This window comes from Maribacter sp. 4G9 (assembly GCF_002742265.1).
Classification (GTDB): Bacteria; Bacteroidota; Bacteroidia; order Flavobacteriales; family Flavobacteriaceae; genus Maribacter.
The window spans coordinates 71454-86060 of record NZ_MDGL01000035.1 but is presented as its reverse complement, the minus strand read 5'-3'; the positions used below and the strand labels follow the sequence as shown (position 1 = coordinate 86060).

At 48.0% G+C, this 14607-nt stretch carries 8 protein-coding genes; all 8 read right to left on the bottom strand.

All coding sequences use genetic code 11. The features are described from left to right. Positions 1-6 precede the first annotated feature (6 nt). From cfa to BFP75_RS04410, 8 genes are read right to left on the bottom strand one after another with little or no spacing between them, the layout of a single operon-like run. Positions 7-1200: a cyclopropane fatty acyl phospholipid synthase gene (gene cfa, locus BFP75_RS04445; protein ID WP_099543679.1), complete on the bottom strand. Its 1194-nt coding sequence runs from the start codon at positions 1198-1200 to the stop codon at positions 7-9. 27 nt (positions 1201-1227) lie between these two features. Continuing rightward, the gene (gene nifJ / locus BFP75_RS04440; RefSeq protein WP_099543975.1) at positions 1228-4800 is read right to left on the bottom strand and encodes a pyruvate:ferredoxin (flavodoxin) oxidoreductase; all 3573 of its coding nucleotides are present in this window, start codon (positions 4798-4800) and stop codon (positions 1228-1230) included. A 2-nt stretch (positions 4801-4802) separates the two neighbouring features. Continuing rightward, complete coding sequence (locus BFP75_RS04435) at positions 4803-6446, bottom strand: NAD(P)-binding protein (protein WP_099543677.1); 1644 nt, start codon at positions 6444-6446, stop codon at positions 4803-4805. Between the two features lie 53 nt (positions 6447-6499). Then, complete coding sequence (locus BFP75_RS04430) at positions 6500-7603, bottom strand: site-2 protease family protein (protein ID WP_099543676.1); 1104 nt, start codon at positions 7601-7603, stop codon at positions 6500-6502. Next, positions 7600-9957: a hypothetical protein gene (locus BFP75_RS04425; RefSeq protein WP_099543674.1), complete on the bottom strand. Its 2358-nt coding sequence runs from the start codon at positions 9955-9957 to the stop codon at positions 7600-7602. Before BFP75_RS04425 ends, BFP75_RS04430 begins: the two co-directional genes overlap by 4 nt. A gap of 2 nt (positions 9958-9959) precedes the next feature. After that, positions 9960-10934, bottom strand: coding sequence for an ATP-dependent 6-phosphofructokinase (locus tag BFP75_RS04420; protein ID WP_099543672.1), 975 nt, complete (start codon positions 10932-10934; stop codon positions 9960-9962). Between the two features lie 53 nt (positions 10935-10987). Beyond that, positions 10988-13378 (bottom strand): phosphoketolase, encoded by a 2391-nt coding sequence (locus BFP75_RS04415; protein WP_099543670.1) that lies wholly within the window; start codon positions 13376-13378, stop codon positions 10988-10990. Then, entirely contained in the window at positions 13354-14601 is a 1248-nt protein-coding gene (locus BFP75_RS04410) for an acetate/propionate family kinase (RefSeq protein WP_099543669.1), read from the bottom strand. Before BFP75_RS04410 ends, BFP75_RS04415 begins: the two co-directional genes overlap by 25 nt. Between the last annotated feature and the right edge of the window lie 6 nt (positions 14602-14607).

Genomic DNA, 14607 nt, shown 5'->3' with positions numbered 1-14607 from the left:
CCGATTTTACTGAAGTATTTGATGTATGTTTTTATTTTGTCTTGTTTTACGGTCTTCAATATAGGTATTTTGTGACCTTGATCCATGACGCAAAATGTCAAAGCCATCTGTCACTCCGTGCTTGCTAAGTACTATTTGCCAAAGCTGGATGTTCCGCGACCGGAAGGCCCCGGCGCAGGATAGCAGATAATACTTCCACATCCTGTAAAAACGGTCCGGATAATTGTTTTTGAGCACGTGCCAGTGGCTGTCAAAATCCTGGAACCACGCCATCAAGGTTTTGTCATAATGTGTCCCGAAGTTGTGCCAGTCTTCCATCACGAAACGGCCTTCAATGGCCCGGGCTATCTGCTTTATGGAAGGGAGCATGGAATTGGGGAATATGTACTTTCCGATCCACGGGTCGGTGGTGCGCACCGAAATATTGCTGCCAATGGTCTGGAGCAGGAAAATACCATTATCTTCAAGGCAGCGTGAAACCATTTCCATATAGCTTTTATAATTTTTGTACCCTACGTGCTCGATCATGCCGAGGGAAACTATATGGTCGAACCTTTCGTCCACATCCCTGTAATCCTGCTGCCTTATCTCCACGGGAAGGCCTTCGCACAATTTTCTGGCAAGTTCAACTTGTTCCTTGGAGATGGTAATGCCCACCACATTGACTCCATAATTCTCAGCGGCGTATTTTGCAAAGCTGCCCCAGCCGCAACCGATGTCCAATACCCGTTGCCCTTGCTGGAGGCCCAGTTTCCGGCATACCAGTTCCAGTTTGGCTTCTTGGGCCTCATCGAGGTTTTGGGCTTTATCCCAGTAGGCGCAGGTATACACCATACGCTTGTCCAACATGGCCCTGTATAGATCATTGCCAATATCGTAATGATGATGGATGTTGCTATAAACCCTGGTCGGGTTTTGTAGATTCGCGATCACGGCACCCAGGTATCCCAGTACGGCCCGTGGGGTTATTGCATAATTCTTGTCGAGTCCGGAGCTTAAGAGACGATGGAAAAACCCGTCAAGGGCATCTGCCTCCCACCAGCCGTCCATATAGGCCTCGCCCAACCCCAATGAGCCATGCACTACCAATTTATTGTATAGGCGTTCGTCCAATACCCGGATATCCCACGGGCAGCTGCCATTGATCTGGATATCCGCCGATTCCAGTAAGCTTTGTATTTTTGATTTGTTCCCTTTCATATTTTATGCTTTTAAGTGATATTACGGTTACATCACGGGGCTAAATTCCTTGGCGCCCCATCCGGACATATCCACATAGGTTTTCCACCGCAGATCCACCAGTTCCTGGGCGGCTTTCATAAGGCGTTCGGCCTCTTCGGGATGGGTACGGATCAAAATCCTATAGCGCAGTTCATTGTAGGCATACTCCTTTAATTGTATGGTGGGGGTGGGGGAATCTAGGACAAAAGGGCTTTTGCCCATTTTCCGCAACGTGGGATTATAACGTAGCAAGGGCCAATGTCCGCAATCTACCGCCAGTTTCTGTTGGGTCATTCCCTTTTGCATATCTATGCCGTGTGCGATACATTGACTGTACGCCAGTATGATCGAAGGACCGGGATAGGCTTCCGCCTCGCGCATGGCCAAAAGGGTTTGCTGCGCGTTGGCGCCCATGGCTACCTGTGCCACATATACATTGCCGTAGGAAATAGCCTGTAAGGCCAGGTCTTTCTTGCCCACTTTCTTTCCGCCGGCGGCAAATTTTGCGGTAGCGGCCGTCGGGGTGGCTTTGGACATCTGCCCGCCCGTATTGGAGTAGACTTCGGTATCCAAAACCAGTACGTTGACGTTCCTGCCCGTGGAAAGGACATGGTCCAACCCTCCGGACCCTATGTCGTATGCCCAACCGTCACCACCTACCAACCATACGCTCCTTCTGACCAGATGATCTGCTACGGACAGTAGCTTTTCGGCTGCGTCATTATCCATCTGGGCCAATTTTTTCTTAAGAACGGCGACCCCTTCCCTTTGCCTGCTTATTTCCGATTCATATAGCTGCTCATTGTTAAGCAAGTCGGCTGTCAATTCTTCGCCCAGGGCAGGGCTCAAGTGCTGTACCAGCCCCCTTGCCATGGCCAAATGGTTATCGGCCGTTATCCTCATGCCCAGGCCGAATTCGGCATTGTCCTCGAACAAGGAATTGGACCAGGCTGGCCCCCGGCCTTCTTTATTAGTCGCCCAGGGCGTTGTGGGCTGGTTGCCCCCATAAATAGAGGAGCAGCCCGTAGCATTGGCCACAATGAGACGGTCACCGAACAACTGGGTAAGCACTTTGATATAGGGCGTTTCACCACAGCCGGCACAGGCCCCGGAAAACTCGAACAGCGGTTCCAGGAACTGCGCGCCCCGTACCGAGGAAAAATCTACTTCTGCCCGGTCATTAAGCGGCAGGCTTTCAAAGAAGCTGATGTTCTCCCTTTCCTTTTCCAGTACAGGTACCCTTGGCCTCAGGTTGATGGCCTTGGTACTTTCGTCATCAGGGTCGGTAACCGGGCACACTTCCACACAAAGGTTGCAACCGGTACAATCTTCCACATATACCTGCAGGGTATAGCGCGTCTCGGGAAATCCGCGGGCATTGATGGGGGCGGACGGAAATTCCTCCGGTGCCGGTTCCAGGTATTCCCTGTTATAAAATTTGGAGCGGATAACGCTGTGCGGGCATACAAAACTACAGTTGCCGCATTGGATACATATATCTTTCTCCCACTGCGCCACCAGATCGGATAAATTGCGTTTTTCCCAGCGGGTGGTCGCACTTGGGTAAGTGCCGTCTATGGGCAGTTTGCTCACCGGCAGTTCATCGCCGTCGCCCCGCATCATCATAGCGGTAACCTGTTGCACAAATTCAGGTGCTTCAGAAGATACCGTTGGAGGAATTGGCAAATTGCCCATGGCTTTGGCGGGGACTTTAACTTCAAACAAATTTTCCAGGGCGGCATCCACCACACGGAAATTCTGCTCAACAACGGCTTTTCCTTTTTTGCCGTAGGTTTTTTTTATCGACTTTTTTATCCTTTCTATGGCTTCTTCCTTTGGCAATATTCCGGAAAGCGCAAAAAAGCAGGCCTGCATAATGGTGTTGATTTTCGTACCCAGCCCGTAAGCTTGCGCCACACCCGACCCATCGATGACATAAAATTTCAACTTCTTTGCTACAATCTGTTCCTGTATCGGGAAAGGTAGGCGGTCCCAAACTTTATCGGCACCATAAGGGCTGTTCAATAAAAAAGTGGCACCCTGCCCGGCAAGGCGGAGCATTTGTACTTTTCCGATATAGGTAAATTTATGGCAGGCAATAAAGTTCGCCTCGCGGATAAGATAGGGGGCCGGAAGGGGCTTTGGACCGAAACGCAGATGGGAAACCGTTTGCGTTCCGGATTTTTTGGAGTCATATACAAAGTAACCCTGTGCGTATAAATCCGTTCCTTCCCCAATAATCTTAATACTGTTCTTATTGGCACCTACCGTTCCATCAGATCCCAGCCCGAAGAATACGGCACTGATGGTCCCTTCGGGAATGATATCGAAAGCAGGGTCGTAGGCTATACTGCTATGGGAAACATCGTCATTGATCCCCACTGTAAAACTATTTTTAGGGGAAGGTTTTTTCAATTCATCAAAAACGCCTTTGGCCATTCCTGGGGTAAACTCTTTGGAGGAAAGCCCGTAACGGCCTCCTACAATTTGTGGGAACATGCCGATATTTCCAAGACGGTACGCTTCCGCCATAATGGTAACTATATCCTGATAAAAGGGTTCGCCCGTGCTGCCCGGTTCCTTGGTGCGGTCCAGTACGGCTATTTTTTTTACGGTTTTCGGAAGCACTTCCAAGAAATGTTTGGCGGAAAAAGGCCGGTAGAGCCGCACTTTGATCACTCCCACTTTTTCCCCGCTTGCCGTTAACTTTTTGACTGTTTCATGGACTACCTCCGCCCCGGAAGCCATAATGATGAGGATCCTTTCGGCCTCCGCCTCGCCATAGTATTCATAAAGTTTATAATTCCTGTCGGTGAGTTTACCAAAATCGTCCATCGTTTTTTGAACGATCTCCGGGAGATCGGAATAATAAGGATTAACGGTTTCCCTGGCCTGAAAGTACACATCGGGGTTTTGTGCAGTACCACGGATAAAGGGGTTATCGGGGTTTAGGCCGCGTTGCCGGTGGGCATAAATCAATGTATCATCGATCATGGCCCTGATCTGCCCGTCCGTGAGAAGGTTGATCTTGTTCACTTCATGGGAAGTACGGAACCCGTCGAAAAAGTGCATAAAGGGTATCCTCGATTTAAGGGTTGCCGCTTGGCAGATGAGTGCCATATCATGTGCTTCCTGCACGGATGCCGAGGCGATCATGGCAAAACCGGTGGTCCTGGCGGCCATCACGTCGCTATGGTCACCAAAGATGGACAGTGCCTGTGCGGCAAGGGAGCGTGCAGCAACATGAAAGACCGTAGCGGTGAGTTCCCCCGCAATTTTGTACATATTGGGCAGCATGAGCATCAAACCCTGTGAGGCGGTAAAGGTGGTGGCCAGTGCCCCTGTCTGCAATACCCCATGAACAGCACCGGCGGCCCCTCCTTCACTTTGCATCTCGATGACATCGGGTATATTGCCCCAAATATTCTTTACCCCTGCAGCGGACCATTCATCGGTATGTTCGGCCATAGGGGAGGCGGGGGTAATTGGGTAGATGGCGCACACCTCGTTAACGCGGTAGGCCACATAAGCTACGGCTTCATTGCCGTCAATGGTTGCAATATTTTTCTGTCCATCCATGATTATGATATTTTGGTTTGAGGTTCGGGAATCATTTCTATGGCATGACAAGGGCACTGCTCATAACATATCGCACAGCCGGTGCAACGATCGAAGTCATACTGGTATCCGTTGCCAGGCCCCAATTTTAGTATGGCATCTTCGGGGCAGGCCCCATAGCAGCCATCGCACTCAAAGCAATTGCCACAGGAGAGGCAGCGTTGTGATTCAAACAAGGCTTCTTCTTTGCTCAAGCCTGCCTTTATCTCATCGAAGCCTTCCACCCGCTTTTCGGCAGGGAGTATGGCCTGTTCCTTTTTTTTGGCGTTTGTTTTATACCAAAGGTGTAACCGTTCATAGCCCACCACCGGGTGTTTGGGAGGTTTTTTATAGGGTGCCTCCCGCAAAAAACCGTCAATATGTCGTGCCGCCTTTTTGCCATGCCCTATCGCCACTGTTACGCTGCGCTCACTGGGCACCATATCGCCCCCGGCAAAGATGCCTTTACGGCCGGTCATCATATCCGGTCCTACGATGACCGTTCCATCTTCCTTGAACCCAATGCCGGGTACGCTTTTTAAAAATCCTGTATCGGTATCCTGTCCCACGGCCAATATCAGTGTGTCCGCTTCCAGGGTTTCGAATTGTCCCGTGCCCACGGGGCGGCCATCTTCCAGCCGCATGACCTCAACGGTGAATGTTTCTTCGTCCATCGCTTTTATGGTGCGCAGCCAGTTGATCTTTACACCTTCTTCGATAGCTTCTTGAGCTTCAAATTCGTGGGCGGCCATGTGCTTGCGGTCGCGCCTGTAGATGATGGTCGCCTCCGAGGCTCCCATCCGCTTTGCCGTACGTGCGGCATCCATGGCCGTGTTGCCTCCGCCATAAATGGCCACTTTTCTGCCAATTTTAGGTGTTTCGCCCTGTTCCACTTGTTTTAGAAAACCGATGGCGTCCAGAATCTTTCCGGCATCCCTGCCGGGGATATCGATTTTTTTAGAGAGATGTGCCCCTACGGCGATGAACACGGCATCGAAACTGCCTGCTTTTTGTTCTTTAAGCACATTTTCTACTTTACGATCGAGCCTGATTTTGACGCCCATTTTTTCAATTCGCCGCACCTCTTGATCAAGCATATTTCGCGGAAGCCGGTAGGCGGGGATCCCAAAGTGCATCATACCGCCTGCCACCGGCCCTGCCTCATGGATTTCAACCGTGTGCCCCAACCTGGTAAGATGGTATGCCGCGGACAAACCACTTGGTCCGGCACCGATCACAAGTACCCGTTTGCCTCCCGGTTTTTTGTCGAATTTGACCTGCCAATTTTTCATGACCGCCTCATCGCCTAGAAAACGTTCCATGGCGTGAATGCTGACCGGACTGTCTATAAAGGTGCGGTTACAGCCATCTTCGCACGGGTGGTAACAAACGCGGCCCATCACGGCGGGCATGGGGTTGTCTTGCATGATGACCTGCCAAGCTTCTTCAAATTTTTCCGCTTGCGCCAGTTCTAGCCAAGCCTGTATGTTTTCGCCGGCAGGACAAGCATTGTTGCACGGGGGAAGTAAATCCACATAAACCGGACGTTGTTGCCTGATAGGCCCCGTACCTAGATCGTGACCTTTCAGGTCTGCGGGGGATGTTATGTCTTTAATTGGCTGTTTCATAATTCTGTAACTTATAATATTAAAATCCTTTCAGTTTCTGTTTTTTCCCTATTTCAAGCCTTTGCGATTCCATCCTTTTTGGCCAATGCCTTTTTCATCATGACCATTTCATTAATGCCCTTCACGTCCACAATGCCCATAAGCCGACCGTCCTCCAAGACGGGGGCAAGTTGGGCATTGTTGGTCATTAGCTTTTCATATACCTGCTGTAAGGGCATATCCGGGGTAACTATGACGAAATCTTTCCGCATTACATTGGATACCGGGAAGGTATTTCCATAAGCGGACAATCCCCTGATCAATTCTTTTCGGGTAAGGACACCTAGTACCCGATCGTTTTCTACAACTACAAATCCTTGTTCCTGGGTATTCCGTAACAACTGTACGGCCTTTTCCAAGGTTTCCCCAGGCAACAAGCGGGTATATTGCCGGATCAGAACATCTTTGGCCGTATATCCGGTGAGTGCTGATTTGGTGCTTTCGTGCACTTCCTCGGCTCCGGCCCCCAGATAGATGAACAGACCGATGAAAACCAACCAGAAATTGGTAAAGAAACCTAGAAATACAAATACTATAGCAAGAAACTGCCCTACCCGCGCAGCGATGGTGGTCGCTTTCAATTTGCCCATGTTGAATGCCAATACTGCCCTGAGCACCCTTCCGCCATCCATCGGAAAGGCAGGTATCAGGTTAAAAACGGCCAATATCACATTGGCGGCCATGATATTGAACCAGAAATTGCCGCCGGTCATATGGTCTATTTCAGAAATTGGCAGTAGTTGGTCGTTCACGTACAAAAAGATATAGAGGACTCCGGCAATGACGAAGTTTACCGCTGGACCGGCCAGGGCCACGGCCAGTTCCTGGGCAGGTTTATCGGGCATTTTATCAAGACTGGCCACGCCACCAATGGGGTAGAGCGTAATATCGCGCGTGGGAATCCCATATTTTTTAGCCGTGAGGGCATGGCCAAACTCGTGCAGCACCACACAGGCGAACAGAACGAGAATAAAAAGAGCCCCTTGTATGCCTTCTGCCCAGCCATGGCCCATTTGAAAGTGCATCATGAAGATCCATCCAATGATGATCCAAAAGGTCCAATGGATAAATACCTTGATGCCGGAGTAGCTTCCTATAAATAACGACCATTTTTTCATAGATGTACGATTTTAGGTTTTTTTAATCGATATGCCATCACGATCAATACCGCGTACCCCAAGAGTCCGAGCAAGAATACGTAGCTGTAGCCGTATAGGATAGAGATGACAATGGCAAAAATGGAGGCTGCGACCCCTGCCACGCTGGATATACCCAATAAATAGGAAATGATCTGCTTCTCTTTAAATGAGGTCGCTATTCTTAGCAATAGGGGAAAGGGTACCCCTATGAAAAAGGATGGAAACAGTAAAAGAATGGCCACCCAAAATTCCGATAACCGTTCGTACCACATAGGGAGCAGTACATACACGGTGAGCAAAGATGTTATAATAATCAATGCCGCATACACTGTCAGTTTTTGGGGAAGGTTTTTTTTGAACGCCCTCGTCGTTAAGCTGCCCATACCATTGCCCAATAGAAATGTAAAAAGCAACAATGAAAATGACTGCGACGGGCTCGACAGTTTTAAATTGAGTACCTGGAACAGGTAACCTTGTATAAGAATGTACGAAAACCCCAATAAAAAGGCCAATAGGGCCAAGACACGGAACTTTTTTTGAGCGGTTACCGCGGTGTCTTCATAAAAGGAAACCGATTTCCATTTGTTTATATGATTGAACAGAAACCACCCAAGAATGAATATTCCCAGCCATAGGGGCGTTGCCATGGCATCGGGGATACCATTGTTGTAATTGAAAAAATACGGCGAATCATCACTGACCGGTCTTAGGTTTATGGATGCCGTTTTCCAAAGCTCGTCATGGGGATAGGTGCCCGAGGAAATATCATAGATCAGGTCGTCGAACATAAGCCATTGATAATTTACGTTCCGCACGATCGTATCCAAACCCTCTTGTTTTATGTATGGAAAGTAGAACACATCTTGGTCCAGTCCCAGATAGTGTGCGATACGATGCACCTCCTCGATCATTTCCTGTTCAAAAGGAGTCTTTTTAATGACCAGTACGGGGTTCATTCCGTTTGAGAAGATATAGACCTTTTTAAGAGCCTCCTTTGGGCCGATCCCCATCCGATTTTGGAGTTCCATATAGTTGGCCAACATTTTATATACTTCCTGTCTGCCGTGCATCGTGAAATAGATGGCCCCGTTTTCCGTCAGGCCCTCCAAGTAATCGGCCAAAGCTTCCATGGTAAACAGGTAGTTTTCCGTAAGTCCGTAGAAGTCGGTGCCCCGGGACCCCTTGGTTACGGGAATGGTCAATAGTATGGCATCATATTTTCCCTTGTTCTTGATCACAAAATTCCTGCCCTCGTTTACCTCTACCTGTATGTTCTCCTTATCAAGGAAGGTAGCGGGATTGTATTTTTCCATGAGCTGCACAAAAGAGGGATTGACCTCGACGGCATCAATATAGCTGTAGCCCGAAAAATATGCCGCTGCAATGTCTATCCCTCCACCTGGTCCGATTATAAGGACTGAATCCTTATCGTTTTTATTGACAAAATTCATGGCAAACACGGCCGGGAGACCCGATAGTGCCTTTCTTATTTTTAAAGTGTCCTTTGCCAGCTCGTCAATGTTCACCACATCGGTCCCCGCGGCCCCATCGATGAACATGGTTTTTGACACGGTACTGTCGGGATAAGTGAATTGTACCAGGTCGGTCTTGCCAAAAGCGCTCCAACGACTTTCCAGTTTTTCACTTTGTAGGGCAGGATTGTTCATTAGGCGATACATATCCTTCGAGGGGTCTTTTGAAACGGGGATATCGATGTCGAGGGTATCCTTTCCAAGCCCCATCAAAATGATAATGGCCACCGATAAAAGGGCCAATGCCATTGAATAGCGATTTTTGCTTGCGAATGCGTGTATAGCCCAAACAAGCAGCAGAAGCCCTATGGCTATTGCCACCACATAGACCAAGCTGAACGTATTGAGCAGAAATACCGAGACCAGTGCCCCGCCGGCCGCCCCAATAAGATCTATGGCATAAAAGGTAGATGCATGGCGTTTATTCCTTTCGAATATAAAGGCATAGACAACCCCGATGGCAATAAACGGAACGATAGAGAGGACAATAAAAGCAAGCAGGCCCAAATCATTTAAGGACGAACCACTGATTTTTGATAGTGCGAGCAATAGGGAAAAACCCAAGAACGTGGCAATCGCAGGTAAGGCGGCCCAAAAATCCCATGCCTTGTCCATTCTATTGTAGAACTTGGCATAGCTTATCTGGCCGATCCCCAATCCCAATATGGAAAAAGCAATGATAATGAGCACGAAATGAAAACTGAGAAGGTAAGAAAATAGACGTGACAGACTGATCTCAAAGATAATGGTCGCCGCGGTCAGCAGGAAAATGATCAATATGTCGGGTAAGGATCTTTTCATTTTTAAGTACCGAATATTTTTAAAAGTTCTTGCAGTTCATCGTTCACTTGGTGCTGTTTTACCACCTGCTCAAAAGGGGTCAGGCTCAACTGATTGTCCAAAACCCCGACCATTGCATTTCTTCTTCCCAGCAAAAGTGCCCTCACTGCGGCCGATCCAAGCCTGATTCCCAACATTCTGTCCAGGGACGAGGGGTTTCCTCCCCGTTGCACATGACCAAGTTTTGTGATCCGCAGGTCCACTTTTGAATTGATTTCCTTGATCTTTGATGCCACGAGTCCTGCTCCCAATTCATCTCCTTCCGAAACCACCACGATAAACCCATCTTCACTTTTATAGTCCTTGACCTTTTTTAGCAACTGGAGAAAATCTTCACCGCTCTCAGGTATCAATATGGCATCGGCAGCAACGCCCAATCCGGAATGAATGGCAATATAACCGCTATCCCTGCCCATTACTTCCACAATAAATACCCGATTGTGGGATTCGGCGGTATCTTTAATTTTATCGATATTTTCAATGGCCGTGTTTACTGCGGAATCAAATCCGAGGGTGTAATCGGTGCCGGAAATATCGTTGTCAATGGTCCCGGGAATACCTATGAACGGGATATCACATATTTCCGAAAAGGCAAGCAAACCCTTAAAAGTACCGTCACCACCAATGGCTACCACGGCATCGATATCATTGTCCTGAAGGTTTTTAAAGGCAAGTTGTCTTCCTTCCAGAGCCATAAATCGCTCGCTTCTGGCGGTTTTCAATACCGTACCACCACGGTGTACCGTTTTTTGTAGCTGTTGGCTTTCCAGTGGGATAAAATGCCCATCTATCATGCCTTCGTACCCCTTTAGGATGCCGCTTACCCTGATGCCATGTTGCTCAGCTACCTTTGCAGTTCCGAAGAGCGCAGCGTTCATTCCCGGAGAATCGCCCCCTGAAGTGAATACCCCGATATGTTTTATTTTGCCATTGTCCATTTTCCTTTTTTTTTAAACTATTATTTACTCGATAGTCGAGCTTTGCTATCACATTAGGCTTGCCCGTTCCACTTCCAATCCCTGACCTCGGGCATATCCAGCCCATTTTTACGGATGTAGTACTTGTGTTCGATCAGTTTGTCTTGCATTTCCTGTTTCAGGTATGCCACTTCGTCGCCGAGGTTCGGCAACCTGTCCAAAACATCCTGTACCAAATGAAATCGATCTATATCGTTCAATACCGTCATATCAAAAGCGGTAGTTATAGTGCCTTCTTCCTTATAGCCCCTTACGTGAAAATTGGAATGGTTCGTACGATTGTAGGTCAATCTATGTATAAGCCATGGATAGCCATGAAAAGCGAAAATGACAGGCTTGTCTTTAGTGAACAACATATCAAAATCGGCATCCTTTAATCCATGTGGATGTGCCGTCTCGGTCTGGAGCTTCATCAGATCGACCACGTTTACGACCCGTATTTTCAGATTTGGTAATTTTTCGCGAAGTATGGATACGGCCGCCAAGGTTTCAAGGGTAGGCACGTCGCCTGCGCTGGCCATGACCACGTCGGGTTCCGCATCTATATCATTACTGGCCCATGCCCAGATACCGATGCCTTTGGCACAATGTATGACCGCCTCCTCCATAGGGAGCCATTGCGGTGCGGGATGTTTACCGGCGACGACAACATTTACATAATGCTTGCTTCGAAAACAATGGTCCATGACGGATAGAAGACAATTGGCATCGGGCGGCAAATAAACACGGACTATTTCGGCTTTTTTATTGACCACATGATCAATAAAGCCAGGATCTTGGTGGGTGAACCCATTGTGGTCCTGTCGCCATACATGGGACGCCAAAAGTATGTTCAGGGAGGCGATCTTTCTGCGCCAAGGTAGCTCTGAGGTTACTTTTAGCCACTTGGCGTGTTGGTTGAACATGGAATCGATAATATGGATGAACGCCTCGTAACAATTGAACAGACCATGTCGTCCGGTTAAGAGATACCCTTCTAGCCAGCCCTCGCATTGGTGCTCGCTCAACATTTCCACCACGCGCCCGTCTTTTTTGAGGAGTTCATCGGTAGCCATGGTTTCGGCTTCCCATTGGCGATCAGTAGCCTCGAAAACTGAATTTAAACGATTGGAAAGCGTTTCGTCGGGGCCGAAAATCCTAAAGTTTCGTTGTGCTTCGTTCAATTTTATGATATCCCTGGCAAATTCGCCTAGAACGCGGGTGTCGCCATTTCCCATTTTTCCCCGTTCCGAAACATCCAATGCATAATTCCTAAAGTCGGGCATATGTAAATCCTTTAATAAAATTCCTCCGTTGGCATGCGGATTAGCCCCCATTCGCCGTTCGCCTTTAGGTGCCAGGTCGGCCAATTCTGATAAAAATCGTCCCTGTTTATCAAAAAGCGCTTCAGGTCTGTAGCTTTTAAACCAATCTTCCAACTGCTTTAGGTGCTTTGGATTATTTGCCACATCCGATAAGGGTACCTGATGCGATCTGAAATGATTTTCCACCGGTAGGCCGTCCACAAACTTGGGTCCCGTCCACCCTTTGGGGGACTTGAGAATGATCATGGGCCAATGGGGGCGTTCCGCATTGTCATCTTGGGCGGCATTTTCCTTTATCGCATTAATTTCCTCGATTACCTGATCCAATAGCTGAGCCATTTTTTGGTGCATAGACTTAGGGTCATCCCCTTCGATCCAATAGGGTTTCCATCCGTACCCTAAAAAAAGTTGTTCCAATTCTTCATTCCCGATACGGGCCAAAATGGAGGGATTGGCAATCTTATACCCATTGAGATGTAAAATGGGAAGCACCACACCGTCGGTCACCGGATTTAGGAATTTGTTGGAGTGCCATGCCGTAGCCAACGGACCGGTTTCCGCTTCCCCGTCACCCACTACACAGGACACGATGAGATCGGGATTGTCAAAGGCCGCACCGAATGCATGGCTCAGGGAATAGCCCAGTTCACCGCCTTCGTGTATGGAACCAGGACATTCGGGGGAGACATGGCTGGGGATTCCGCCCGGAAAGGAAAACTGTGTAAACAGTTTTTTTAATCCTTCTTCATCCTGACTTATGTGAGGATACACTTCACTATATGTTCCTTCAAGGTAGGTACTGCCAACAAGTGCCGGTCCGCCATGACCCGGACCTGATACGTATATCATATTCAGATCATATTTTTTGATGATACGGTTCAGATGTACGTAAATGAAATTTTGGCCGGGCGTAGTACCCCAATGCCCTAATAACATAGGTTTGATATGTTCCGGTTTCAGCGGTTCCCGCATCAGCGGATTGTCACGCAAATATATCTGCCCCACGGAAAGATAATTGGTGGCCCTCCAATAGGCATCTATTCTCCCTAGATGTTCGTTGGATAATTCCTCTTGTCCTATTTCACTATGTTGCTTTTCCATGTCTTACTTATTTTTGAACCGTTGTTCTTTATTTTTGATTCCATATAGAGGTCCGTCGTACATTTCGCGATCATTAGCTCTTCGTTGGTAGGGATTACCAATACCTTTACTTTGCCACCCTCTATCGAAATTTCGGATTGATTTTGATTGTTTCGGTCTTCGTCCAATTCGATTCCTACAAAACGAAGGCCTTCGCAAACCCTTGATCTGATTATGGGTGCGTTCTCCCCGATGCCGCCAGAAAAAACCAAGGTATCCAGGCCTTCCAATACGGTTATAAATGAGCCGATCCATTTTTTTAGCTGATAACAAAATAGGGCCACCGCATCTGCAGCCCTCACATCCGAGCTTTCCATTTGCAGAAGGTCCTGCATATCGGCACTGGTTTCCGAAACCCCTAAAAGGCCGGCTTCATGATTGATCAAATGATTGAACTGTTTTGTGTTCATTCCCTCACAGTTCATCATGTACCAAGCAACCCCCGGATCCAAATCCCCACTCCTTGTACCCATCATACATCCACCTGCAGGTGTAAAGCCCATACTGGTATCCATACTTTTGCCATCTTTCAAAGCCGCCAAACTGGCCCCGTTCCCAAGATGGGCCAGAATGATGCGTCCGTTCGCTTCATCGGCACCCGCTATTTCCTTTAGCTTTTCCATAAGAAAAGCATACGATAATCCATGAAAACCATACCGCTGAACTCCAGCTCGATCAAAGCGCCTTGGTATAGGCAATATTTTTGCTATGCGTGGCATTGTTGTGTGAAAGGCGGTATCGAAACAGGCTACCTGTAATACTCCTGGACATCTATTTTTAAAAAGTTCGATGATTTCGATCTCAGCGGGTAAATGTTCCGGGTCGTAATCCCTTATTCGCTTTAATTCCCTTAGTAAAGATGCATCTATCATTTCGGCACGGGAATGGCCCCTGCCATGGACAACCCGATGGCCAATGCATTTAACTCTATCAAAACTGTTTTGCCTTTTTAGCCATAAGATCAAAAAGATTGCGCCCTCGTAAAAACCGGGACAGTATACATCATAACTCATCTTTTCATCCCGATTGACGTAGGTAACATTAAAGCTTGTATTCTTTAATCCAATGCGGTTTATGCTCCCGGAAAATATAGGCTTCGGAGTTTTGGCCATTTCGTACATAGCGAACTTGATGCTGGACGAACCACCATTTATGGTAAATATGTTTGAATTTTCCGGGTACATTATTTG